The organism is Nitrosomonas sp., from assembly GCF_019635155.1.
Lineage (GTDB): Bacteria > Pseudomonadota > Gammaproteobacteria > Burkholderiales > Nitrosomonadaceae > Nitrosomonas.
Genome location: NZ_JAHBZY010000009.1, coordinates 96,173 through 120,621 on the forward strand (window position 1 = coordinate 96,173; position 24,449 = coordinate 120,621).

Genomic DNA, 24,449 nt, shown 5'->3' on the forward strand with positions numbered 1-24,449 from the left:
AGGAGTTTTTAAATGTTTAAATTGGCTGTCTTGAATTACCGCACTTTTGCTTTAGCAGGGATTCTAGGGCTGGTGGTTGTTTGGCAATCCGCTCATGCGCATACGCGTCTGAAAACACCGGTAATTCAGGAGAACGCAGCAAACCATGGCAGCAACTATAATGATGTCGTAATTGCACATGGTTGTCAGAATACTACCGATGGTGCTTCAACCATAAGTACGCTGGGTACGGTGGTAGTGTTTCCGGATGGCAAGGATTCCATAATAACCACTGGTACCGTTAGCGGTACTGCGCATACCGGCACCTTATCGGATTTTGTTACCAACTGGGGTAATCCCGTGACGATTATTCAAGATGGCAGTATTTTTTCTCATCAAGAATACATTCAAGATTCGCTTGGCAACAAACTGGGTTTTTGGTCGGGTGGCGGTAGTAAATTGAAAGCCGGTTATCGAGGACTCATTCCTTTTACTACTGCAGGCGTGGTGATTGAACCAGCTTCTTGCGCCAAGAACGTGACCTTTATTGTTTCGATCGTGGATGTTTGTGAAATTACTGATTCGAACGGATTCAGCAATGAGACGGTGCAAATGTGGACGCCTGCGGTTGGCTCCATATATGATGGTGAAGGGTTGCATGGCTATGATTCACCAGCGACGCTGACAATTGCTCGCTCGATTGCACCGTTGCCTTCTTCATGTGGTGAAGGCGTGGATGTGTTTGTAAAACCTTCAGCCGCTCAACTGAATCGCGATTTGCGAATCATATTGGATGGTGCGCAGTTGTGGCCGAAATAAGTAAGCATCTATGTTTTGACGTGGTGAAGGCGACGGATTCATCTGTATTTTATGCGGGTGGGTCCGATTGCCTTTTTAGTTGAATGATCAATCAGATAAATTATGGAATGAACTTTGTTCTCTGTTTTATGGCAGTAACATTATAATTGTCGCGTTATTACGCAAGGATTCTTATCATGTTTCATATTTCCTTAAAGAAAACACTCGTGTGTATGGTCTCGACGATGATGCTTGGCTATGCCGGTTTAGGCAGTGCGCATGATGCCGGTGCGACGATGGATCCGAGCGGCACAGTGGCGGCTTTTACCGGTTATGCGCTGGTGACTTGTTTTGACGATGGTAACGGCCCGGCAGATTATCTGGTCGCAAGTGTTAGAGATTTATCTTCGCCAGAAGATAAGTTGCTGGTTAATTTACAGATTATCAAAGGCAACCGGGCAATCAATACAACCGACCCGGTTTCGGGTGATGCGGATTATAGCCCTGAAGTTAAAGTTCATGGCGGCAATGGTGTTTACTTGTTGCTGGTTAACAAAACAAAAGCCGGAGTACGATCATTCGCTGTTTCTTATCATTGCATGACAGCGAGTAATGCCCACACCGGTACGGATATAACCGTTCAGCAGTTTGAGTAATAATGACAGGATTCCGGATGATGCCTTGCGTTTCTAAAATGAAAACCATAAAGCTTGCCGCATTAATGGTGTTGCTTGGTTGTGTCAATTTAAGCAAAGCGCATGAAGCCGGCACTGTCATGGATTCCGGCGGCACGGTGGCGGGTTTTACCGGTTACGCCTTGGTCACTTGCTATGATAACGGCAATGGTCCGGCGGATCACCTGCTCGCAAGTGTTAGAGATTTATCGAAGCCGCAAGATGGATTGCTGGTCAATTTACAGGTCATTAAAGGCAATCGGGCGATCAGTACAACCGATGCGGTTTCAGGTGACGCGAGTTACAGCCCCGAAGTTAAAATTCATGGTGGGAATGGATCCTATTTGTTACTGGTAAACAAAACAAAAGCAGGTGCGCGATCGTTCGCCGTTTCTTATCACTGTATAACGGCAAGCGATACCCACACCGGAACGGATATAGCCGTTCAGCAATTTGAATAAGGATGCATGGATTGTGAGTCTGAGTCTGAATAATGCAACAAACTGGATAATAGGACTGAACAAATGAAAAAAATAAGATTATTGGGAATGGCGGCCTTATTGTTTCTAGGCAGCACTAGTTTGCTCGCTGAGCACCTCGAACGTATCTCTTCCGCATGCGATCTGACGACGCTTGATGGCAAACCGGCGCTGGAACTGCAGGATCTGAGAGGGAAAGTGGTTTATATGGATTTCTGGGCATCGTGGTGCCCTCCCTGTGTGAAGTCTTTTGCATTCTTAAATCAACTGGAACAGGAAATGGGGGAGCAAGGTGTACATGTTATTGGTGTTAACCTCGATGAAAAAGTGAAGGATGCGCAGGAATTTCTTACGAAACACCCGGCGAATTTCTCGATTGTTGCCGATCCGAGTAAAGAATGCGCCAAGGCTCTTGAAGTGATGGCAATGCCTACTTCTTACATCATTGACAAGAAAGGGAATATTCGCCATGTGCACCAAGGTTTCCGTCCGGGAGAAACGGAGGAATTGCGGGCTCTGGTAACTCAATTGGTGGACGAACGCCCATAGGAATGGTAATGATTCCCTTCATTAGAACATTCTTTTTTCGAAAGACTGCATTGATGTTTCTGATATTTGGGGTTACATTAACCGGCTGTGTTCATGTGGCGCCCTGGGAACGCGGTAATCTCGCAAAATCTCAAATGGAAATTGATCCATTTCCACTCCAAAGCGAAATACAAGCTCACAATTACAGTAGCCGCGAAGCAGCGCCAAGCCATAAATCTTCTTCCGGTGGCGGCGGTTGTGGTTGCTATTAAGTAAGCTGAGTGCTGGTTGCGGTTGATTTAAAGGTAACAAATTTGCAGCGGAAAAGAAGACTCAAAAAACATAATTACCAGCATCAACCTGATTATCCTGATTTACCATCCGTTAAGCCGCGCAATTCCACTCTACAGGCTTTAACATCTGCAGCATTGGTATTACCGGGCTTGTTGATGTCGTCCGGGCATGCAGCTGGACCGGATCGGATTAATTTTCAATATAGCCGCTATCAGGAAGGCGAGCGCAATCTATACGGTGTTCCACAAAGCTTAAAACCGATTACCGCCGATGTTTTGCATGGTAGCGGTATTTTTTCGATAACAGACCGTACCCGATTTACTTTCAGCTATACCCAAGATACCTGGTCTGGCGCAACGCCGGTGACGACCGCGCCTTTAGCTGCCAATAGTAATAATCCAGTTTCTCGAAATACTGATTCTGGATCGGTGATTGTCGGGGCTTCTCCTTTTATTAACAGTAAATTTCTACTGCTGGATCATGATTTGAATCCGATCGGGAAAGACCCCATTACCAGGGAATCCACCGGTGCAATCGATACCCGGTCGGTGCTGGTAATGTCTTCCGCATCTCCGGAAACACGCAATCAGGCCAATTTTGGTTTGAGTCGTGAATGGAATGAAGCAACTTTCAATATCGGTGGCGGCTTTTCCAGTGAACGGGACTATCAATCGACATTCGGCAATATCGGCGGTCGAGTGGATTTTAATCAGAAGCTGACAAGCCTGAAGTATGGTGCGGGTTATACTGACAGCCAGATCGGCGCGATTCTGGATCATGATGCTTCGCCATATATTACCAAAAATGCTTTTGCCGGGCATATTGAGGAGCGCGGCGGCTCGGAGATTCTGAAAGGCAAGCGTCATGATTGGGTTGGTAACTTGGGTATCACGCAGGTACTGAACAAAAATGCTTTGCTGGATGCGAATTTTAGCTATACCCATAGTAGCGGATATTTGGAAAACCCCTACAAAGTGATGACGGTTATCTTTGTCGATCCTGCTGAATTGAATAATAACCGGAACACTCTCATTACTGGAGACGTGCGCGCACTTTTGGAGCAGCGCCCAGACAGTCGCAATCAGTTCGCATTCAATGCTAAATATATACAATATATCAATGCCCTAAATGCAGCATTGCATTTAGGGTACCGGGTGTCAGCAGATGACTGGGGTATCAACACCCACACCTTTGATGCGAGTTGGGTGCAACCGCTTGGTGGCGGCTGGATGTTGACCCCTCGGATTCGTTATTATTCGCAGGATTCCGCGAGTTTTTATCGACCTTATTTATTTTCCATGCAAAGTTATTCAAAGCAGGAAATCGATAGTTTGGGGCGGCAAATTTGGTTTAATGAGAAAAACCCCACTATTCAGTATTTCGGTTCCGATCAATTTAATCTGGTTGACCAGAATGGCAATCCTGTTGACCCCTTTTCTGCGAATCCGGTCCCCAAAACGATTGCGTATGATGCCGGGAAGCTGCCTGAAAATTTCTCCAGCGACCACCGGCTGGCTGGTTTTGGCGCATTGAGCGGTGGTGTTACGCTGAGTAAGCTGATTGGCAGGGGCATCGCGTTGGAAGCGGGGTTCGAATACTACACGCGTGCCAGTTCGATGCAAATCGGCGGCGGCAATAGCAGCTTTGCCGACTTTGATTATTATGTGGCCAACGCTGCGTTGAAGTTCGATATGGAACCAAGTAATCCGCCGCTTGCAGGCGGTCGATCATCGCACCATCATGATTCATCCTCGCATCATCATAAGCTTCCGCCGGCCGGTATCATGTTCGGCCACATGCTCGACAAACCCGGTGATTTTATGGCGGGTTACCGATATATGCACAATTGGACGAACGGCAGCATGATGCATGGCGACCACCAAATAAGCGATCAAACGATTGTTGCACAAGGATGCAGCGATGCGGCACCATGCCGTTTCACGCCTACCTTCATGAATATGAGCATGCATATGCTCGATCTTATGTATGCGCCGACGAAGTGGCTGAATGTCATGTTAATGCCGACGTTTATGACCATGGACATGAATCTGCGTGAATTGACCGGTCGTCCGTCATCCACTACAGAAACGCATGAACATAGTGGCATCGCAGGCCACGAAACGGGCGCGGTCGGCGATACCTATCTATCGTCTCTGGTGAGGTTGCTCGATATCCCCGGACATCGCATGCATATCAATCTTGGTTTGAGTGCGCCGACTGGCAAAGTGGATATCAAGTTACGGCGAGTGTTTAGAATCGACGGCGGTTTGATCCATTTCGGCATGCAGCAAGGCAGCGGTACTTGGGATTTTATGCCAAGCCTGACGTATGCCGGCGAGTACAACCGCTGGTCTTGGGGCGCGCAATTTGGAGGCATCAAGCGTTTGGAGAGTCAGAACAAATCCGGCTACCGGCTGGGCGATACCATACAAGCGACATCATGGGTCGGTTTCGATATCAATCGCTGGCTGACTGCTTCGGTACGAGGTGCGTATACTTGGCAAGACGCCATTCACCGGGATTTCAATCAATTCAATGCGCGCATCGGCCCCATGGATTTTCCATCCAATTATGGCGGTCAATTTTGGGATGTCGGATTTGGTTTAAACGCAGCCGTTCCGCGCGGGCGGTTTGCAGGCAATCGCCTCGGTTTCGAATGGATACAACCGGTAAGTAACGACTTTAATGGATTTCAATTGGATCGCAAGGGCGCATTGGCAGCAACCTGGAGTTATCAGTTTTAAGTTAGGATAGGGGGGAGCATTGAGCTTCGAAACCGGAATTGCATGGCGCGCCTAAATTTCTTTCATTATGATTTTAATGCGATGGGATCGCCGTGCTCGATTCAGCTATATGCGCGTAATGATAAATCAGCGCAACGCGCCGCCAAAATTGCGATGGATGATGTCTCCCGCCTGGAAGCGAAATATTCCCGGTACCGGGAAGATAGCTTGATATCTTCAATTAATCGTATTGCGGCTGATGGTGGGCAGCTTCCGGTCGACGATGAAACGGCCGGTTTACTGGATTATGCATCTACCTGTTATCAGCAAAGCGATGGCTTGTTTGATATCACATCCGGTATTCTGCGGCGCGCTTGGAATTTTAAATCCGGTAAAATACCGGAATCTAAAGCTATTCAGGCGCTGCTCAGCAAGGTTGGCTGGGATAAAATTGCTTGGCTACGGCCTGTTTTATCATTTAACACTGCCGGAATGGAAATCGATTTTGGCGGTGTCGTGAAAGAATATGCAGTCGATCGCGCGGCATCACTTTGTTATGAAACTGGCATTCGCCACGGTATTGTGAATCTTGGCGGCGATATCAAAGTGATCGGTCCGCATGTTGATGGCACACCCTGGCGTGTTGCCATTCGACATCCGCGTATCCCTGGCAGTATTTTGCAGACGCTGTTGTTGCATTCCGGCGCACTGGCAAGCAGCGGTGATTATGAGCGGTGTATCACACTCGATGGTATCCGTTATGGTCATGTGCTCAATCCTAAAACCGGCTGGCCGGTACGTTATATGGCGGCAGTGAGCGTTATTGGAGAGTTTTGCGTGGTTGCCGGTAGTGCATCGACAATCGGCATGCTGAAAGAAGAAGACGGGCCTGCTTGGTTAAGGTCGCTGGGTTTGCCGCATTTATGGGTGAATGTATCGGGAGAATCGGGCGGAACTTTGATGAAATAAAAATATGATGACAGGATGATATCGCCCGGCGAGTGATATAAAAGTCGGTCATGAATTTTATGACAACTGCAATCACTTGGGTTTTTTTGCCCAAATTTAATCAACGTTCTTCCGAGACCCAACGGGTTGCATAACGGATTAAGTCCGCACCGTCTTTTAAGTTTAATTTAATTCGTATGTTAAAACGGTGTGTTTCAATGGTTTTAATGCTACGGCAGAGTAATTTTGCAATTTCCTGACTGCTGTGTCCTTGTCCGATTAAGTGAAGCACTTCAAATTCGCTGGGAGTCAGCGAATTGATCAATTGCTCGGGTTCCGAACCTCCGGATGCAATTTTCTTTAACAATTTCTCCTGCATGTTTTTGCTTAAGTAAATGTTCCCTTTAAGAACTTCACGGATTGCAGCGAGCAATGTTTCACCCGGCTCTTGTTTCATCACATAACCGCGAGCGCCGGCACGTAATGCGCGTTCCGCATATACCGATTCATCGTGCATCGACACAAAAAGTACAGGAAGTGTCGGAATCAAGGCGTGCATGCTTTTTATCACTTCGAAACCAGAAACGGTCGTAAGGGTGACATCTAATAAAACGATATCCGCTGATCCGGTTTTTTTGAGGATGCGAAGTGCTTCATCGCCATCACCTGCCTCGGCAAATACTTCAAGATCCGGTTCCATATTGATCATCATGGCCATGCCATGCCGGAGCATGGCATGATCATCGACTAGCATTATTCTTGCTTTCATAGGGTTGAGAGATTTATCCTATTTGCATTTCAATACGAACTTCCGTGCCGCCTTCGGCGCGAGAGAGGAAGTCCAACTTGGCGCCTAGCTGTCTTGCGCGATACTGCATGATTTTTATTCCCATTCCTGATGTTGTGATTGTATCGGGCGTCAGATTCGCTACAGGGAAACCGCTACCGTCATCTGCAATTGATAACTTTAGTATGCCGCCGTCAAGCGTTAATGATATTTCAATATGCTGCGCTTTTCCATGACGAATTGCATTATTGGTTGCTTCTTGTGCAATCCGATAAAGATTGAGCGCTACAATTTCGTCGCTAACGTTTGGATCATTTCTGCTTGAGAAATCGCATACGATGTTATAAGTCGTTGAAATCCGATTCGCAAGTTTTTGCAGCGCGGATATCAAGCCATTGGTTTCTAATTCAAATGGAAGTAATCCTTGTGCAAGCTGTTTGATTTGAATGACTGAGATCTGTGCTTGTGAAGCAATTGCAGCAGCAATTTCCGCCATATTCGAATTTCCAATGGTTGCAATCTGTTTTTCTAAGGCTCTTGCTTGATAACTGATTGCGGCAATTTGCTGACCGAGGTTGTCATGCAATTCCTGCCCGATTGTATGCGACTGTTCTTCCGCAATGAGTACGATCGCTTGTTCCAGCCGTTTGCGTTCAAGCCAACTTTCCAGATCACTTGCGACTGCATTGACGAGTTTTTGCTCCTCCAGCATGAGGAATGGTTTATCGTTAGGATAGTATACACGCAATTGGCCGCGTACTTTGCCATTGACAGTGATTGAAGACCAGCATGTACAAGCGGGATCCCGCTCTGCGCGCCAGGAATGCTGCTTTCTGCTGACAATTTTGGTTTTAGATGGAAATTGCCGATTTATTACCTGATCAAAATTCCCAGAGGGAAAACGCCAGCCATCCAATTCGATTACGGCATTTGCTATTTCCGGGAATTGCATCGCCGGTATTAGATGCTCAAAAATATTATGGCATACGCTATCAATCGAAGATTCCATACCGATGCCTCGCCGAATTTCATAAAGGCAAGTGATTTCTTTCAGGCGTTCACGCAATAGCTCATCAACTTGTTTGCGTTCCAGCCATCTGGAAAGATCATTGGTAATGGAATCGATCAGTTTTTGTTCTTCCTGATGGAAAAATGGCTTGTCGTTTGAAGATAAAACAGTTAACTGACCGCATACTTTGCCAATGACCCAAATTTTCGATTCTAATCCATGCGTAAAGTTTTGAGTTTGAGCATGGGAAACAATACGTTTGCCATTTAGCTCGATTATGATAGCAGTCTGTTCCGGGTACTGCATGGCTGGAATCAGATGCTCAATAATCTGCTGACACACCTTTTCCTCCGACAAATCCAGTGTGAAACCACGCCGTATCTCATAAAGACATGTAATTTCCTTTAGGCGCTCGCGAAGTTCTATTTCTTTTTGGCTGAGTTCAAGGGAAATTTGTTCGGCAATTTCTTTGGCACCACGTGCTTCGCGTTCCGATTTGATCAATTTTTGCACAAACCAGTTTAATAGCAGAATTTCAGCGATAATCAGTCCGGCAAGATAAAGGATAATGACTCTAAGTTGTTCATTGATCGGTCTGAACAATTCATCTTCATCCAGCTTTAGGATGATGCCAAGACCGATCTGACGCAATGGCGCGTATGCCTCAATGACCGGCACGTTGCGATAGTCTCTGACCGCAATCACACCACTTTCGCCATTGAGCGCAAAGCTGATCGGCAAAGTGCCAACTTCAGTAATACGCATTAGATGCGCGAATTTCACGCCATCAATCTGACTGATCAAGCAAGCCATTTCATGATCACCTGATGCCGGAGGGGCGCATAGGATGAATTCACTGGTTTTGCCAATCGATCTTATTTCGCTGAATCTGCGGGTTAGTTGCGGCAATTTTATTTCGGTTGTGATCGAGCCGATTCGTTGTTTGTCTTGATCAAAAACATCCATCGTGGTGCGTAAAATAAACTGCTTATCCCAGATGATGTAGGTGTCTTGAAATTTATTGAGAGGAATGGATTGTGCTTGCCGGTCTGAAAAGCGACCGACTTTCGACAGCACGTTGCCTCGCTGATCATGAACAACTGCAGCTGTAAAACCAGCCTCTGGTAAAGAATGAACATTACGCTCCAAATCCTGCAAAGCGCTGCTGTTTATTGATTGCGCATTAAGTTGTTGTATCGACTGGATTAGAAAAGGACGAAGTGTCAATGTGTGGGTATTCTCAAGTCCTTTTTGGATTTGACTTTCAATCAATAGTGCTTTGCCTTGCAAAGCCACACTCAATCCTCGGCCAAGCACGGATTCAATTTGCTGCCGCATGGCGCTATACACTGCGATACCAGTTGTGAGTGTAAGACCTAGTAATAATAATCCGCCAATAATACTGATCTTGCGGTTGTCGCGAATAAAAAGCAAGATGCCCTCCCTGGATGTCCGGTTTATATCGACTGAATGCGTTTACAGTAAGCTACAAGAGAAATTAAACATTCTAGTTACCACTCGGTGAGTGCTTCGAAGATCTACAATGCTATGAATCTCATCGATACGGTATAATAGCTTTTTATTTCATCGAATGATAAAAATCATGTTGCAAGGGATTAACCTCGCTTGCGTTCGCGGGGACCGTGAGTTGTTTAGAGATATTAATTTTTCTGTCGAAGCAGGTTGCTTAATGCAAGTGAGCGGTCCTAATGGCAGTGGAAAAACCAGTCTGCTCCGAATGTTGTGTGGTTTATCTAATCCTGCTGCAGGTGAGATTCGTTGGTGTAATACACCGGTTCGTTCGCTCGAAGGAGAATATTTTTCTGATATGACCTATATCGGCCATTTAAGCGGTACAAAAGATGATCTTACTGTTAGTGAGAATTTACGCATATCGAGTGCGTTGGCCGGTGTTGAGATAAGCTTTTCGCAAGCGGCTGAGGCACTTGCTTTTATTGGATTGGGCGGTAGGGATAATTTACCGGTAAAAGTTTTGTCGCAAGGTCAGCGTCGTCGTGTGGCGTTGGCGCGCTTGCTCGTTTGTAAAACTACATTATGGATTTTGGACGAACCTCTGGTTGCATTGGATGTGGCTGCCGTTCAGTTGATAAAGGAGGTGCTGGAGCGGCATTTGCAGCAGAATGGCATTGTGGTGATGACGACACATCAGGAAATCGATATCACGGCTTCTTCAAAAATGCAGTTGCATCTTGCTTGATAAATATATGTTTATATGGATTATTAAGCGCGATTTGTTATTGGCTGTACGCCGGCAATCTGATGTGCTGATCACACTTTTTTTCTTTATTATTGTAGTCAGCTTATTTCCGCTAAGTGTCGGACCGGAGATGAATTTGCTTCGAACAATGGCGCCCGGAGTAGTGTGGGTAGCAGCTTTGTTAGCATCCATGCTGTCGCTCGGTAGAATGTTTTCTAATGATTATTTGGATGGAACGTTGGAGCAGATGCTGTTATCGCCGCAATCATTATCGATTCTTGTTCTTGGTAAAGCATTTGCGCACTGGATAGTGTCGGGTGTTCCACTCGTGTTGATGGCGCCCGTTCTAGGTATTCAATATGATTTGCCGTTTGACGCATTACTTGTGTTAACAGGCGCATTATTGCTGGGGACACCCGTGTTGAGTTTGATAGGAGCCATAGGTGCCGCCCTGACACTTGGATTGAGAGGCGGGGGTGTATTGGTATCTCTCTTAGTGTTGCCACTATACATCCCAATCCTGATTTTTGGAGCAGGCGCGGTTGAAGCAAATATGGCCGGTATTGCATTTGATGCGCATTTGTCACTGATTGGCGCATTTCTGCTGGCTTCACTTGTTTTTGCACCATGGGCGGCGGCTGCGTCGCTACGAGTTTCTTTAGAATAAGATGAAAAACGATGATGAACCATTGATTGGTTTATAAGAGCGCTATTTAAAAAGCAGCATATTCTTTTTTGTCTGTTTTCTTCTAAAATATTCTATTTGTAAAGCGTGCAGATAAAGAAAGCAATTTTTGATTTTTACTTTTTGGTATAGAATGAGCCGCTGCAAAATTAGGGTAAGTTATAGATAGAATTAAAATTTATTATAAAGGTTGTTAATATATAAAATGGCGATCAATTGGTTCAAATATTCGTCCCCTGCTAGTTTTTATACACTTGCAGGAAAAATGATCCCAATCTTTGTCATAGCTGCGGTGATTTTTTTGGTAGCGGGGCTTTATATCGGTTTCTTTGTGGCACCTACAGATTTTCAGCAAGGTGAAGCTTATCGGATTATTTTTATTCATGTGCCGGCTGCTTGGATGTCAATGTTTCTTTACGTGGTGATGGCTTTCTGGGCCGCAATAGGGTTGGCTTTTAATACAAGACTATCCTCCATGTTCGCAACCGCGATTGCACCGACTGGTGCTATGTTCACTTTTCTAGCATTATGGACCGGCGCCCTGTGGGGCAAGCCCATGTGGGGTACGTGGTGGGTATGGGATGCACGGTTAACCTCGGAACTGATTTTATTTTTTTTGTATATTGGCTTTATGTCGTTACAGGCAGCGATTGATGATCCACGCCGGGCTGATAAAGCGGGGGCGATCATCGCAATTGTCGGCGTAGTTAATATTCCGATTATTTATTTCTCGGTTCAATGGTGGAATACTCTGCATCAGGGAGCATCTGTAAGTATTAATCAAGCACCCGCAATGGCATCGACGATGTTGACGGGGATGCTTGTTATGGTACTAGCAAGCTGGATGTACTCCATTGCAGTCATATTAAAAAGAGTGCGCGTTATTATCCTGGAAAGAGAGAGTCACTCAGCTTGGGTAACAGAATTACAAAAGAAGGGGGCTGTTTAATGAACTGGTCGAGTTGGTCGGAGTTTTTCTCAATGGGGGGATATGGGCTCTATGTTTGGGGTTCGTATGCGGTGGTATTTCTTTGTATCGTTGCTGAAGTTTTGTTAATTTCAAATCGACGTAGAACTTTGGAAAAACAATACGGTCACATTCACGACTTGAATAAATAGAGACTAAAAATGAAACCCCGTCATAAAAAGCTTGTAATTATTGCCTCTAGCGTAACTGCGTTAGGAATTGCATCAGTCTTAGTATTGAATGCATTTCAAAGTAATCTGGTATTTTTCTTTAGTCCGACACAAGTTGTTGCTAAAGAGGCGCCCATAGGTAAAAGTTTCCGTATCGGCGGTCTTGTTGCGGATGGTAGTGTGAAGCGTGAAGATGGATCAACGACTGTACACTTTGCGATTACTGACACCGCAGAAACAATCCCGGTTGTCTATACTGGCATTTTGCCCGATTTGTTTAAGGAAGGTAAGGGTGTTGTCGCGCAAGGAAAAATATCGAACCAAGGTGTATTTCTCGCTGATGAGGTTCTCGCTAAACATGATGAGAACTACATGCCGCCTGAGGCTGCTGAAGCTTTAGAGAAAGCAGCAAAAGCACAAAAAGCATCTCTCATACAATAGTTTTTCAAGGTAGATTATTACCTCTGGGAATTTCTTTTTTAAATCCTGAAAAATTTTCAATTGGTACAACATCATGATTCCAGAAATAGGTAACTTTTCATTAATTCTCGCTCTTTTATTAGCCATCATACAGGGAACACTCCCCATAATTGGTGCGGCAAGAGGTATTCCCTCCTGGATTGCTCTCGCGAGACCGGTAGTGCAAGGCCAATTTGTATTCGTTCTGATAGCGTTCTTTTGCTTGGCTTATTCATTTGTTACCAGCGACTTTTCAGTATTGAATGTGGCAAAGAATTCGAATACGGAGTTGCCTCTTCATTTTCGAATAGCGGCTACCTGGGGGTCGCATGAAGGTTCCTTGTTGTTATGGGTGTTAATGTTAGCTAGTTGGTCTGTTGCGGTCAGTATTTTTAGTAAACAACTACCGGATGATGTTGTCGCACGTGTGCTTGGCGTGTTGGGGCTTGTTGCGATTGGTTTTTATGTGTTCATGTTATTTACCTCAAATCCGTTTGATCGTTTATTGCCTGCAGCGTTTGAAGGAAGTGATTTGAATCCTCTGTTGCAGGACGTAGGTATGGTTGTTCATCCACCGATGCTTTATATGGGCTATGTTGGTTTCTCAATTGCATTTGCATTTGCTATCGCGGCTTTATTAAGCGGGAAGTTGGATGCGGCTTGGGCTCGATGGTCTCGGCCTTGGACGATTGTAGCCTGGGTATTTTTGACATTTGGCATAATGCTCGGAAGCTGGTGGGCTTATTATGAGCTAGGCTGGGGTGGTTGGTGGTTCTGGGATCCGGTTGAAAATGCATCGTTCATGCCATGGTTGGTTGGGACTGCTTTGGTTCATTCATTAGCCGTTACAGAAAAACGGGGCAGTTTTAAGAGTTGGACGGTATTATTAGCTATTAGCGCATTTGCGCTAAGCTTATTGGGCACCTTTTTGGTGCGTTCGGGTGTTTTGACTTCTGTACACGCATTTGCAACCGATCCAGCACGAGGTATTTTTATCCTTGTTTTCCTAGTCGTTGTTATCAGTTGCTCATTGATACTGTTTGCTTGGCGTGCGCCTAAAGTCGGACTGGGTGGTAAATTTGACTTGCTTTCTCGAGAATCCATGCTGTTGACGAATAATATTTTATTATTAGTTGCGGCTGCCAGTGTGTTGTTGGGAACATTGTATCCACTAATTATTGACGCACTTGGATTGGGCAAGCTATCAGTAGGCCCTCCTTATTTTGAAGCAGTTTTTGTTCCTGTTATGACGCCGGCAATCTTCCTTATTGGTGTAGGCCCTATATCACGATGGAAACAAATGAGTTTGCCGGCATTGGCTGTGCGTTTACGTTGGGCATTTGCGGTGAGTGTCGTTTCTGCACTGATAGCGCCCTATTTTATGGGTGAATGGAAACCGATGATCAGTTTCGGTTTATTGTTAGCGTTTTGGATCATTGTTTGCATATTTGTAAGTATCAAGCATCGCGTGAGTTCTAGCGGTGAAGGTAATTTCATTTCCAAATTATTAAAACAATCAAGAAGTTATTATGGCATGCATCTGGCGCATTTAGGTGTGGCTGTATTTATTATCGGTGTGACATTAGTCAATGGTTATGAAACTGAAAAAGATGTGCGCATGGAGATTGGAAGTAAGGTAACAGTCGGAGGTTATACTTTTCAATTTAATGGTACCAGTGATGTCATAGGTCCAAACTATAAGGCCGTACGTGGAGACATCGCTGTTATCAAAGACGATCAATTTGTTCGTAATCTGTATCCAGAAAAACGTACTTATAATGCATCGGGTATGGCCATGACAGAGGCGGCCATTGACACTGGATTATTCCGCGATCTTTATGTCGCTTTAGGCGAACCGCTTGCAAATGGTGCTTGGGTTGTTCGTGCCTATCACAAACCATTTGTTGATTGGATATGGCTGGGATGTATCTTAATGGCAATCGGTGGAATCACTTCAATTACAGATCGACGTTATCGTCTGAAGATAACTAAAAAGAATCAGTTAACCACCAAAGACGAAGAAATTGAACGGCTACCTGAAGAAGCTCCTGTTGTTATTGCACCTGCGACTAATAAAGCTGAGTTAGCAACGGAGTCAAGTAAAATATGATGCGTTACTTGATTCCGCTGTTTGCATTTATGGTGCTGGCGGTGTTTTTAATGATCGGTCTGACATTAAATCCTCGCCAAGTTCCATCACCGCTGATTGATAAGCCAGCACCAAAGTTTCAACTAAATCAACTCCATGATTCCGATAAAGTTATGTCATCGGATGATAATCTTGGTAAGGTTTGGATGCTGAATGTTTGGGCTTCCTGGTGTGTGGCTTGCCGTGATGAACATCCACTATTGGTACAGTTAGCAAATGCCGGGATTGTTCCAATCTACGGCTTGAATTATAAAGACGATCGTAACACTGCATTACAATGGTTAAAACGTTACGGTGATCCTTATCAGATCAGTATTGTCGATTCTGATGGAAAAGTAGGTATTAATTATGGTGTTTATGGAGTTCCTGAAACTTATGTTATAGACAAAAAAGGAATTATCAGACACAAACAAATTGGACCAGTAACTGTCGATTCTTTGGAAAAAACAATCCTTCCTCTAATAAAAGAATTGCAAGATCAGGTGTAGATTATTTGAGAGAAAGGGTGCTGTTTTACTATGACATTTTTAACACATTGTAAGTCGACAAAAGTAAGTTTTGTTTTTTTGTTACTTTTATTGATTCCATTGATCGGATGGTCAAAAGAGGCTATACCAGTCGCAGAAGATCCTGAAATAGAGAAGCGGATGCTGGAACTAACCATGGATTTGCGATGTTTAGTTTGCCAGAATGAGACAATTTCAGATTCTCGTGCGGAATTCTCAAATGATATCCGACGCGAAATACGAGAACAAATCAAAGCTAATAAAACAGATGATGAAATAGTTCAATTTCTGGTGGATCGTTATGGAGATTTTATTCTTTATAATCCTCCGGTGAAGCCAACCACAATTCTATTGTGGTTTGGTCCTGTTGTTTTATTTTTGATCAGTATTGGTTCATTAATTTTTTATTTAAGACGTCGACGAGTGCAGATTGAGGAAGTATTACTTTCACAGGCACAGCGTGAGAAAGCGGAGGCATTACTTAAAGAAGATAATAAAGGTAAAAACGTATGACTGCTTTCTGGGTTATCTCTGGAATTTTCATTGTGACAGCGTTGTTATTTGTGATTCCAACGCTGCTTAGAAATAAAAAAAATATTGCGAGAGATATTGAGCATGACGCTGTTAATATAACCGTATATAGGGATCAAATTGCGGAGCTTGATAGAGATTTGCAAAATGATATTTTGAGCCAAGAGCAATATGATAAAAGTAAACAGGAGCTGCAACAGCGAATGCTGCAAGATGTCGTTGAACAAGAGACAATAACCCCTCAGAGAAACAAGAAATATCAAAATATAGTCGTTTCAATTTTTATTGCGCTTGGATTGCCGTTAGCCGCTGTTTTTTTGTATTTGAATATTGGTGATACTCGTGGATTGTTACCGCAGGCTCAACTTGCCAGTGCAACCAATATGAATCGCGGCGGAGGCAGTGATAACCTTTCCGATATGGGGGGGCATGATTTTTCCGCAGCATTGGAAAACCTTATAGCCAGGTTAAGCAGTAATCCTGAAGACATTGAAGGATGGGTAATGCTAGCGCGTACTTATACTGCAATGGAACGTTATACTGAAGCAAGTAATACTTACGCAAAGTTAAGCGAACTGATCCCCAATAACCCTCAAATATTGAGTGATTATGCGCGCACATTAGCACTTAAGAATCAAGGAACCTTAGCTGGAAAACCAACTGAATTACTTCATGAAGCGTTAAAAATTGACCCGCTTTTCCCACCGGCTCTGGCACTGGCCGGTCATGCGGAATTTGAACAAGAAAAATATGAAGATGCTTCTGTATACTGGGAGAAACTATTAACGACTATTCCTCCTGATTCTCCTCTGGCAAAATCCGTAAAGGATAGCATTGCAGAAGCCAGATTGCTCGCCTTTGGAGGAAAAGCAACAAGTCATGAACAATCGACACGATCTGTCGAAATGGTGGAATCTAAAGAGGAAGCTGTGGTTGTTCAACCTGGAAGTGAAACTAAGAACAACTCAGCAGCTACGGCAGGGTCGATTTCTGTTTCAGGTCAGGTAACGATTCAACCTGAATTGGTAGCTAAAGCTTCACCAAACGATACTTTGTTCATTTTTGCGCGCGCCAAAACAGGTCCTAAAATGCCGCTTGCAATTTTGCGCCTCAAAGCGAGCGATCTACCAGCGACGTTTACATTGACAGATGATATGGCAATGACACCGACTATGAAAATGTCAAGTTTCCCAGAAGTTGTAATTGAGGCAAGAATTTCAAAATCCGGTCAAGCAGTTCCTGCAAGTGGTGATCTTCAGGGATTTAGTGAACCAGTTCAACTGGGTTACAATAACATTTCGATTGTCATCGACACACAGATTCCATAATTGATCTCATGCTAAAACTTAACCAAGCGGTGGAAAATTTTAAATTACCTTCAACTGGTGGGCAAGATTTTAATTTGTCTGATCATCTAGGTAAGAATGTAATAATCTATTTTTATCCCAAAGATGATACTCCCGGATGTACCGTCGAGGGGCAGGATTTTCGCGACAATTGGGATGCATTCAATCAAAAAAATTGCATCATAATTGGTATTTCACGTGATAGTGTCAAATCCCACGAAAGTTTTAAATCCAAAATGCAATTTCCTTTTGAATTGTTGAGTGACAGCGATGAAACGGCTTGTAGCTTATTTGATGTTATGAAGATGAAAAATATGTACGGTAAGCAGGTTCGTGGCATAGAACGCAGCACTTTTGTTATAGATACTCAAGGGATTCTAAGAAAAGAATGGCGTGGTGTTAAAGTACCAGGGCATGTTCGGGAGGTCTTAGAATATCTTACCGCGCACTCAAGCTAATTAATTCTCTTATTCTTTAAGCTATAAACAACTATTGACAATCGGCGACTCTCTTTCATGGAAGAAGGGTTCCACTTAAGAGGCTATAACTTGTTAGCACACGTTATTAATGGCGTTAAATTTGTTAATATGAGTAGTCGCGACCCGATCTGACAATCACCAGATTTTTGACTATAACTCAGGAATCGCTTGCGCAATTCCTAACCTGCGGCGAATTTTCCAGTATTTTCTTGAAGATATTATTCTCAATTTCAAGAGCTGATTGCGGTCGATAAAAATAATATCCTTGGAAACGCTTACAACCTTGTTGTGTCAAGATAGCTACTTGTTCGTCTGTCTCCACTCCTTCTGCTATTACATCCATATTCAAGCTATGTGCCATTGCAATAATGGCAGCGGTAATAGCGGAATGGTAGTCCCCCCAGAAAATAACAGGAGTCAAAAGTAGAATTTTCTAGTACTTTATGGAGAGGAGATTCTGCGATGAAGCAATCGAAATTCAGTGACAGCCAGATCATGGCGATACTCAAACAGGCAGAGGCAGGGGTGCCGGTACCTGAGCTGTGTCGTGAACATGGCATGAGCAATGCGACATTTTACAAATGGCGCAGTAAATATGGTGGTATGGATGCATCGATGATAGCCCGGCTCAAAGAGCTAGAAGAGGAGAATCGGCGGTTGAAAAAGATGTATGCCGAAGAGCGGCTAAAATCCGAGCTACGCAAGGAGGCGCTCGAAAAAAAGTGGTAGCGCCCAGGCAGCGGCGCGTCATGGCTAAACAGTGTTAATCAACATGCAAAAATTACCAGGGAAGAGCTGGAATCAACATTGAAAAGTTTCCAGCTTGTTAATGAAAGAATCCGGTATTTATCCGGAGAACCCTGGAGTGATAGACATGGAGCAAATAGCCGAAATCAGGCGATGTTATTTATAAATAAAGAAAGTATCAGCAAGATCGCTGCTGCTGGACCCTTCCCGGCAGACGGTGCGGAAGGCATTAAAGAGTCAGGAAACAAACCCGTTTACCAGCGTAAATTCAGCCGACACCGAAGCTGGGTTCTTTTAAACAACAATTGATCAGTTGGTTAGAGTTTGATGCGAAGCTGCCTAGACGCCAACGCAGGACTGCACAACGTCTGTATGAATGTTTGCAGGTCGAAGGCTATCAAGGCTCCTATGGTCCCGTACAACGGTTTGTACAAGACTGGAAACAACAAGCATCGCACCGGCCATCGACAACCCAGGCTTTTGTTCCTTTGGCGTTTCCGGCAGGTGAAACCTTGAATCGCCCCGGGTTTTCCGGAGACTATTTGTCTTGAGTCAAACCGTGTCGGTTGACTCCCCTGGTTGTCGATAATATGCCATTTCAAATTCTGCTGGCGGAATATTTCCGATCGGTTCCAGTAATCGGCGATTGTTAAACCAATCCACCCATTCCAAAGTGGCAAACTCCACATCGTCGATATTACGCCAAGGGCCGCGATGCCGAATAACCTCGGTCTTGAATAATCCGTTAATTGTTTCGGCCAGTGCATTGTCATAAGAATCTCCGACACTGCCAACAGAAGCTTCAATATTGGCTTCAGCCAGACGTTCCGTATAGCGAATCGACAAATATTGGCAGCCGCGGTCGCTGTGATGAATTAATTCCTTGATTTCCCGACGCGCCCACAATGCCTGTTCCAGTGCGTCGAGCACCAGATCGGTTTGCAATGACCGGCTAACACGCCAACCAACAATATAACGGGCAAAAACATCGATGAGGAAAGCCACATAAACAAATCCCGACCACGTTGCAACATAGGTAATATCTGCCACCCACAATTGATTGGGTCGGGTTGCTGTAAATTGCCGGTTAACCTTGTCGGTTGGCCGATAGAGTGAATCATCCGCAACAGTCGTCCAACATTTCTTGCCGCGCCGGATACCTTGTATCCCAAGGTGCTTCATCAATCGCTCGACCGCAGCGAGCAAGCACCAAATGCCTTCTGAACAACGCCATACTTTGCGGGCGCCATAAACCCGAAAGTTGCTTTCCCAAACCCGTTGTATTTCCAGTTCTAGCTTCATGTCCCGCTTGATGCGATCGGGCAACAAATCCGGATCTCGCCCACGCCTTTTATTTTCGTAATAACTCGATGGGGCAATTCAGCTTGTCTGCAGATTGAATTTGGACCCCGTATTCCGCCTTGTTTTTTCACAAACAACCACCATCATTTCGATCAGCGGTCGAGCTCCGCCTGCGCAAAATAAGCCGATGCCTTACGCAATATTTCGTTAGCACGCTTTAATTCCCGGTTCTCCCGTTCCAATTCCTTGAGCCGTTCACGATCCGATGTCGACATACCTCCCCGAATTCCCTGATCCGCTTCCGCTCTTCTTACCCAGGTCCGCAATGTCTCTGCTGTGCAGCCAATCTTCGATGCAATCGATTTGATTGCCGACCATTGCGATTCATGCTCTTTTTGCTGCTCAAATACCAATCTTACCGCTCGTTCCCGTACTTCCGGTGAATAACTGATTTGATCTTTCATCTTTCCCTCCTCTCAAATCATTTTATCTCCGGAAAACCCGGGGCGATTCAGCTCGGTGATCCCGCACAGCTTCCCAGCGTGGAGGAAACAAAAGCAAATATTGATAAGCAGCTTCTTGAGCGGATGCAAAGTTTCACTGCCGAAATCCGAAAGCACAGCCACACTTGTATGGAACCACTGCTGGAACAGAAAACAAGAATGAAAGCGCGGTATCAAACCGAGCGGGATAATCTTGCTGATACACAGAAGCAACGCTGGCAACAGGAAAGCGAAGACCGGCAAGCTCGATTGAACAAAGGCATCCGGGGCCTGTGGGATCGTTTGACCGGACAACATGGCCAAGTGATGGATCAAAACGAACGGGAAGCCTGGCAGGCATTGATACGCGACAGGCAACAGCGGGACGATCTGATTCAGCGCCAGCTGGAAGAGCGCCGTGCTTTGCAACTGAATATCAGGAATGCGCGGCAGGACCGGAACCAGGAAATCGATCACCTGAAAACGGTGATGTTTTCAGCGTTATCGCCTGAAATGAAATCCCGGCTTCAGGAACAATTCGAACAGAAATCTCATCGGCAGAATAAGCAACCACTCAATCAGAACAATGACTACAATCTGTCGATGTAACGGCACAAGCAAGATTCAGTGAATACGCGGCTCAAATTGGATTTTCACCGAATAACCGAGTGCACGGGCGTAATCCTCCACGGTAGCGAGTCTTGGCGAGACATTCGAGTGCAAGCTTTCCAATCGGGAGATATTGCTTTTTTTGGTACCCAGCAGATCGGCCATCTGCTCTTGCGTTACACCGGCCTTTTTACGCAAGGCAATCATCTGGCGTTTCATCTCGAATGCCATTGAGAGTGCGTCGTATTCGGCTCTGACTTCGGGATCTTGTAAAGCCGTTTGCTGAAATTTATCGAATGTCGGGCGTTTAGTTGTCATCGCTTTGTACCTCTTTCAGTCGTTTTTGTACCGTTTCCATATGATGTTTCGGTATTTTATTGTCCTTCTTGATCACCGTTAGCAGAATCACGATTTCCTTGTTTCTGACGGCGCAAAACACCGACCGGGAAATGCCTTCACGTCCTTTGGCGCGGATTTCGAACAATCCCTTGCCTAACGGGGCAGTATGGGGTCGTCCCAGATCGGGGCCGAATTCCTGAATGAGTTCCGCAATACGCAGGAAATTGGCAAGAATTCCTGGTGGCAATGCCAGCGTTTCCGCCTCGACCTTCTCGTTATAGAACGTGATCGTCCATGTCATAATTAAAGTTATCAAATATGATAACAATAGTCAAGCCAGTCATTCGAATGACTGGCTTATTCCACACCAACCCAGCAACCTCTAGCAGAAAGATAAACCAATGATCAGGACTTTCTTCCAAAAGAAGAAACGGCTACCGCTGTTTCTCGTCCCCAGAGTACGCAAGCGCCATGTACTGCCCATTTACAAAGACCATGAGACGCAGTGGAAGCTTTTTGCCGAAGGAGCGCTCAGAAATCAAGTGTTCCATGACGAAGTGATGCATCGGGGAAACAAGTGCCTGGCCTGTGATCAATTGCTTACCACTGGCAAGACCAAATATCCTCACATCGAAAAGCATCATCACTGCTATTTGCGGCTGTGTGCCGGTAATATTCTGCCTGACGATTCAAGCGATATTTATCGCGAGGTCAGAAATGCCGAGTTTCCGCATGTTCCAGATTGCAGGCAGTGTAAAGTGAACAATCCTGAGTATTTTGAAGGTTGCATTAAAAAAATCTTTCCCGTTCACGGCAAATGCCATGGCCATATTCATGAAGTGGAGAGATACCGGTTTGATAAGCTCGCTGAAAAATTACAGAGAGATTTTGCTTATCCCGGTTCTGGTACGAACGAATGCGTATAATTTCCGAGCATCTGTATATATAGCAACAGGTGGATCAAGCGCAGTATGCTATTGGGGTTTATGACATTACCGTTCAAAGGAGAAAAATACTATGAATCTTCCATTTCAAAGTGATGCACTGGGTAAATTAACATTGCGCCTCACCGTCGGCGTACTGATGCTATTTCATGGCGTCCATAAGGTACTCAATCCAGGCTCTCTCGATTTTATCGGCAAACAGCTTACCAGCATGGATTTACCCCAGGCTTTAGCGTACGGAGTTTATCTGGGAGAAGTGGTCGCCGCGCTGATGATTATTCTGGGAATCTTTTCCCGGCTTGGCGGGTTGCTTGTTTTCGGTAATATGATATTTGCAATCGTGCTGGCGCATCGCAGTCAATTATTCGCATTTACCGATCACGGTGGATATGCGCTGGAGTTGCAGGTTTTCTTCATGCTGACAGGACTTGCAGTATTCTTTCTGGGAAGCGGCAGATTGGCCGTTAAGCCTGATTAAACGTTTGCGAACTTACTGATAAACTGCGGAGGGATTTACCTTATCTCAATCCCGGCATGGGTAAGTGTGAGTAGTGTATGGATCGCTCTTCGGAAATAAGTGTTCTGTGCTCGGCATTCTGAGGGTGATCTTTGATATAAACCTGCACTTCATGCAAGCCGCCATGTTTCTCGATTTCGGCGAAATGTTTCGAAAAAAGCTCTCGGGATGTTTTAACCTCGACAAGGGCTGCAACCTCGGGCGGCATATCAGGGGTAACGCTGCTTGGCAGGGTGTTAAAAGCTGCCTGTGCGTCCAGCGCCGGTTTGCGGTCGAACCATCCTGTCAGAAATTGCTTCGTTTTTTGCACGGAGTTTGTCAAACTCTCAGCAGTTTCATCGGCAAACTGAACGGCTCCGCTTTTGATTTGCGCATAATTGTCATAGATTTTTTCCGTGAGATAGCCAGTGCCGACTCCGCCACCCAGCGCACCGATACCGGCACCGATAGTTGTTCCGACGCCGGGCATGATCATCGTGCCGATGGCCGCCCCGGCTGCGGCTCCACCCAAAGAGCCGATATTGGACGCCGTTTCAATCGTGGCCGATTTTTCAGCTGCGTTCAGATCGCCGTGTGCAAGGTCGATTTGCGTCTCGCCATAGGGCACGGCGGCCTCGTAAACCACTTGCGCGGCCTCGGCTTTCGATCCGCCCGCCGCCAGCGCGAACGCGCCTGCCAGTCCGCCAATGACAACGCCTACCACTGGCCCGGCCTTCCTCCCAAAATTGGCAAGGCTTTCGGCGGCATTCTTCAGGCCATTCGGAGTTTCGACTTTCAGGCTTGCGCCCAGCTCGGCATATCGTTGCGGCGCGATGCCCTGGCGTTCCAGCATGTCGGAGAGCTGTTGCGGGTCTATAGTAATAACGCTTTGTGTCGATGCGTCCCAGCGGACCGTAGGTCGTTCCAGAGCGGATGTGTCCACCGCGAGCCGTTCCGGCTCCACACCATATTGCCGCGCCAGACCCTTGTATCCCTCGCCGCCATAAGCTTCGGCCCGGTGCACGAACGGCACGCCGTAACGGGTATCGGCTTCTATCGTCACGCCGGGGCGAAATGCGGGGTCGGATTTAAGGCGGTCGGCATAATCGGCATGCAGTCTGTTCCGTCCTTTGTCGCTCAGTAGATCGTCAAGCCCCGGCACCTTCGCTGCGCCGTAATCGTGAACGTCGCGTGTGAAATCCCTCAGACGAGCATATTGCTCGTTTTCCAAAGCCGTTAAGGGCCGATTTTCAAGGACAGTTCTTTTATCCAGCGTATTCATTTCTTCATACGCATCATGCGTGAACTCGCTTGCCGCCAGCAGGTCGCGCTGATTGATCTGGATTTCCGCCAGATGGCCGTTTTCCAGACGCACGGTCATATTGATGTCGCGGTAATGTGTAGCGCTGGGGACAGCGAAACGGTCCTTGGTCTCCACAATACCAAGCGCCGCACGTTTCTCGGGGTCGGCCAACACTTCACGAATGGAACGGATTTGTTCCGGCGTGTCGATCACAATGCGCCCACGCGCAATATCTGTGATGTCTGCTGCTTTTAAAAGATCAAGGCCAGGCTGAGTATCGCTGGCCAGCTTTGCAGCGGTACGATCCCAGGTCTTAACGGGTCCTTGATCGAAAGTGGCTTCTCCCAGGATGCCCGGAAAATCCCGGCGCAGGGTTTCGGCTATTTTGTTGCCGCTGTCTTTCAGGAAAGGCTGGGATGCGTGACCTTCCTCGTAAAGGCGTGTGAATGCCCCGTCACCCTCAACGACAGCCTGTCTCGGCTTTTCACTCAATACATA

General features: G+C 45.8%; 28 protein-coding genes, 2 pseudogenes and 1 other annotated feature. Of the genes and pseudogenes, 23 read left to right on the forward strand and 7 right to left on the reverse strand.

Annotated elements, in window-relative coordinates:
* The first annotated feature begins 12 nt into the window (after positions 1 to 12).
* The 7 genes from KF839_RS08065 to KF839_RS08095 all read left to right on the forward strand — a co-directional run bounded on the left by KF839_RS08065 (position 13) and on the right by KF839_RS08095 (position 6,444).
* On the forward strand, positions 13 to 798 hold the full coding sequence (locus tag KF839_RS08065; protein ID WP_292917328.1) for a hypothetical protein: 786 nt from the start codon (positions 13 to 15) through the stop codon (positions 796 to 798).
* A gap of 176 nt (positions 799 to 974) precedes the next feature.
* A complete protein-coding gene (locus KF839_RS08070) occupies positions 975 to 1,433 on the forward strand; it encodes a hypothetical protein (RefSeq protein ID WP_292917329.1) in 459 nt (152 codons plus the stop codon).
* Positions 1,434 to 1,471: 38 nt separating this feature from the next.
* On the forward strand, positions 1,472 to 1,912 hold the full coding sequence (locus KF839_RS08075) for a hypothetical protein (RefSeq protein WP_292917330.1): 441 nt from the start codon (positions 1,472 to 1,474) through the stop codon (positions 1,910 to 1,912).
* Positions 1,913 to 1,975: 63 nt separating this feature from the next.
* The gene (locus tag KF839_RS08080) at positions 1,976 to 2,479 is read left to right on the forward strand and encodes a TlpA disulfide reductase family protein (protein ID WP_292917331.1); all 504 of its coding nucleotides are present in this window, start codon (positions 1,976 to 1,978) and stop codon (positions 2,477 to 2,479) included.
* A 53-nt stretch (positions 2,480 to 2,532) separates the two neighbouring features.
* Positions 2,533 to 2,730: a DUF4266 domain-containing protein gene (locus KF839_RS08085; RefSeq protein WP_292917332.1), complete on the forward strand. Its 198-nt coding sequence runs from the start codon at positions 2,533 to 2,535 to the stop codon at positions 2,728 to 2,730.
* 42 nt (positions 2,731 to 2,772) lie between these two features.
* Positions 2,773 to 5,496, forward strand: a complete 2,724-nt coding sequence (locus tag KF839_RS08090) for a DUF3570 domain-containing protein (RefSeq protein ID WP_292917333.1) — start codon at positions 2,773 to 2,775, stop codon at positions 5,494 to 5,496.
* A 42-nt stretch (positions 5,497 to 5,538) separates the two neighbouring features.
* Entirely contained in the window at positions 5,539 to 6,444 is a 906-nt protein-coding gene (locus KF839_RS08095) for an FAD:protein FMN transferase (protein ID WP_292917334.1), read from the forward strand.
* A gap of 100 nt (positions 6,445 to 6,544) precedes the next feature.
* Here KF839_RS08095 and KF839_RS08100 read toward each other — a convergent pair whose 3' ends face one another.
* Both KF839_RS08100 and KF839_RS08105 read right to left on the reverse strand, forming a co-directional pair.
* On the reverse strand, positions 6,545 to 7,192 hold the full coding sequence (locus KF839_RS08100) for a response regulator (protein ID WP_292917335.1): 648 nt from the start codon (positions 7,190 to 7,192) through the stop codon (positions 6,545 to 6,547).
* 13 nt (positions 7,193 to 7,205) lie between these two features.
* Positions 7,206 to 9,653, reverse strand: a complete 2,448-nt coding sequence (locus KF839_RS08105) for a sensor histidine kinase (protein ID WP_292917336.1) — start codon at positions 9,651 to 9,653, stop codon at positions 7,206 to 7,208.
* Positions 9,654 to 9,822: 169 nt separating this feature from the next.
* Here KF839_RS08105 and ccmA point away from each other — a divergent pair, with 169 nt between their 5' ends.
* The 10 genes from ccmA (at position 9,823) to KF839_RS08155 (ending at position 17,708) form a co-directional block, all read left to right on the forward strand.
* Entirely contained in the window at positions 9,823 to 10,437 is a 615-nt protein-coding gene (gene ccmA, locus KF839_RS08110) for a cytochrome c biogenesis heme-transporting ATPase CcmA (protein WP_292917337.1), read from the forward strand.
* Between the two features lie 7 nt (positions 10,438 to 10,444).
* Positions 10,445 to 11,104: a heme exporter protein CcmB gene (gene ccmB / locus KF839_RS08115; RefSeq protein ID WP_292917338.1), complete on the forward strand. Its 660-nt coding sequence runs from the start codon at positions 10,445 to 10,447 to the stop codon at positions 11,102 to 11,104.
* Positions 11,105 to 11,327: 223 nt separating this feature from the next.
* On the forward strand, positions 11,328 to 12,071 hold the full coding sequence (gene ccmC, locus KF839_RS08120) for a heme ABC transporter permease CcmC (RefSeq protein WP_292917339.1): 744 nt from the start codon (positions 11,328 to 11,330) through the stop codon (positions 12,069 to 12,071).
* A 32-nt stretch (positions 12,072 to 12,103) separates the two neighbouring features.
* A complete protein-coding gene (ccmD, locus tag KF839_RS08125) occupies positions 12,104 to 12,241 on the forward strand; it encodes a heme exporter protein CcmD (RefSeq protein ID WP_292917355.1) in 138 nt (45 codons plus the stop codon).
* A gap of 9 nt (positions 12,242 to 12,250) precedes the next feature.
* Positions 12,251 to 12,700, forward strand: coding sequence for a cytochrome c maturation protein CcmE (gene ccmE, locus KF839_RS08130; RefSeq protein ID WP_292917340.1), 450 nt, complete (start codon positions 12,251 to 12,253; stop codon positions 12,698 to 12,700).
* 73 nt (positions 12,701 to 12,773) lie between these two features.
* The gene (locus KF839_RS08135; protein ID WP_292917341.1) at positions 12,774 to 14,828 is read left to right on the forward strand and encodes a heme lyase CcmF/NrfE family subunit; all 2,055 of its coding nucleotides are present in this window, start codon (positions 12,774 to 12,776) and stop codon (positions 14,826 to 14,828) included.
* The gene (locus tag KF839_RS08140; protein WP_292917342.1) at positions 14,825 to 15,355 is read left to right on the forward strand and encodes a DsbE family thiol:disulfide interchange protein; all 531 of its coding nucleotides are present in this window, start codon (positions 14,825 to 14,827) and stop codon (positions 15,353 to 15,355) included. The genes KF839_RS08135 and KF839_RS08140 overlap by 4 nt, the downstream gene beginning before the upstream one ends.
* 30 nt (positions 15,356 to 15,385) lie before the next feature.
* Positions 15,386 to 15,886, forward strand: coding sequence for a cytochrome c-type biogenesis protein (locus tag KF839_RS08145; RefSeq protein ID WP_292917343.1), 501 nt, complete (start codon positions 15,386 to 15,388; stop codon positions 15,884 to 15,886).
* Positions 15,883 to 17,232 carry a c-type cytochrome biogenesis protein CcmI gene (ccmI, locus tag KF839_RS08150; protein ID WP_292917344.1) on the forward strand — a complete coding sequence of 450 codons (1,350 nt, stop codon included), beginning with the start codon at positions 15,883 to 15,885 and terminating at the stop codon, positions 17,230 to 17,232. Before KF839_RS08145 ends, ccmI begins: the two co-directional genes overlap by 4 nt.
* Positions 17,233 to 17,240: 8 nt before the next feature.
* Positions 17,241 to 17,708 (forward strand): peroxiredoxin, encoded by a 468-nt coding sequence (locus tag KF839_RS08155; protein WP_292917345.1) that lies wholly within the window; start codon positions 17,241 to 17,243, stop codon positions 17,706 to 17,708.
* Positions 17,709 to 17,886: 178 nt separating this feature from the next.
* Here the strand turns inward: KF839_RS08155 and KF839_RS08160 are convergent, their stop codons facing one another.
* Positions 17,887 to 18,150, reverse strand: a complete 264-nt coding sequence (locus tag KF839_RS08160; RefSeq protein ID WP_323802055.1) for an EAL domain-containing protein — start codon at positions 18,148 to 18,150, stop codon at positions 17,887 to 17,889.
* A gap of 41 nt (positions 18,151 to 18,191) precedes the next feature.
* On the opposite strand from KF839_RS08160, the pseudogene KF839_RS08165 reads away from it, so the two are divergent.
* From KF839_RS08165 to KF839_RS08175, 3 genes and pseudogenes are all read left to right on the forward strand, one after another.
* A pseudogene (locus KF839_RS08165) lies at positions 18,192 to 18,487 on the forward strand (transposase); the annotation flags it as partial.
* A gap of 49 nt (positions 18,488 to 18,536) precedes the next feature.
* A complete protein-coding gene (locus KF839_RS08170; RefSeq protein ID WP_292917346.1) occupies positions 18,537 to 18,785 on the forward strand; it encodes a hypothetical protein in 249 nt (82 codons plus the stop codon).
* Positions 18,782 to 19,027, forward strand: a complete 246-nt coding sequence (locus KF839_RS08175) for a hypothetical protein (protein WP_292917347.1) — start codon at positions 18,782 to 18,784, stop codon at positions 19,025 to 19,027. Before KF839_RS08170 ends, KF839_RS08175 begins: the two co-directional genes overlap by 4 nt.
* Position 19,028: 1 nt before the next feature.
* Here the strand turns inward: KF839_RS08175 and KF839_RS08180 are convergent.
* Positions 19,029 to 20,242, reverse strand: a pseudogene (locus KF839_RS08180) (IS3 family transposase).
* Positions 19,848 to 19,964, reverse strand: a sequence feature (AL1L pseudoknot). It overlaps the preceding pseudogene by 117 nt.
* 198 nt (positions 20,243 to 20,440) lie before the next feature.
* Between KF839_RS08180 and KF839_RS08185 the strand changes: the two are divergent.
* Positions 20,441 to 20,869: a hypothetical protein gene (locus KF839_RS08185; RefSeq protein ID WP_292917348.1), complete on the forward strand. Its 429-nt coding sequence runs from the start codon at positions 20,441 to 20,443 to the stop codon at positions 20,867 to 20,869.
* 15 nt (positions 20,870 to 20,884) lie between these two features.
* Here KF839_RS08185 and KF839_RS08190 read toward each other — a convergent pair whose 3' ends face one another.
* Both KF839_RS08190 and KF839_RS08195 read right to left on the reverse strand, forming a co-directional pair.
* Entirely contained in the window at positions 20,885 to 21,187 is a 303-nt protein-coding gene (locus KF839_RS08190; protein WP_292917349.1) for a helix-turn-helix transcriptional regulator, read from the reverse strand.
* Positions 21,177 to 21,509 carry a type II toxin-antitoxin system RelE/ParE family toxin gene (locus KF839_RS08195; RefSeq protein ID WP_292917350.1) on the reverse strand — a complete coding sequence of 111 codons (333 nt, stop codon included), beginning with the start codon at positions 21,507 to 21,509 and terminating at the stop codon, positions 21,177 to 21,179. Before KF839_RS08195 ends, KF839_RS08190 begins: the two co-directional genes overlap by 11 nt.
* Positions 21,510 to 21,609: 100 nt before the next feature.
* On the opposite strand from KF839_RS08195, the gene KF839_RS08200 reads away from it, so the two are divergent.
* Positions 21,610 to 22,134: a hypothetical protein gene (locus tag KF839_RS08200; RefSeq protein WP_292917351.1), complete on the forward strand. Its 525-nt coding sequence runs from the start codon at positions 21,610 to 21,612 to the stop codon at positions 22,132 to 22,134.
* Between the two features lie 91 nt (positions 22,135 to 22,225).
* Positions 22,226 to 22,630, forward strand: coding sequence for a DoxX family protein (locus KF839_RS08205; protein ID WP_292917352.1), 405 nt, complete (start codon positions 22,226 to 22,228; stop codon positions 22,628 to 22,630).
* A gap of 40 nt (positions 22,631 to 22,670) precedes the next feature.
* Here KF839_RS08205 and KF839_RS08210 read toward each other — a convergent pair.
* A partial coding sequence (locus KF839_RS08210) for a RelA/SpoT domain-containing protein (RefSeq protein WP_292917353.1) occupies positions 22,671 to 24,449 on the reverse strand: 1,779 nt, incomplete at its 5' end.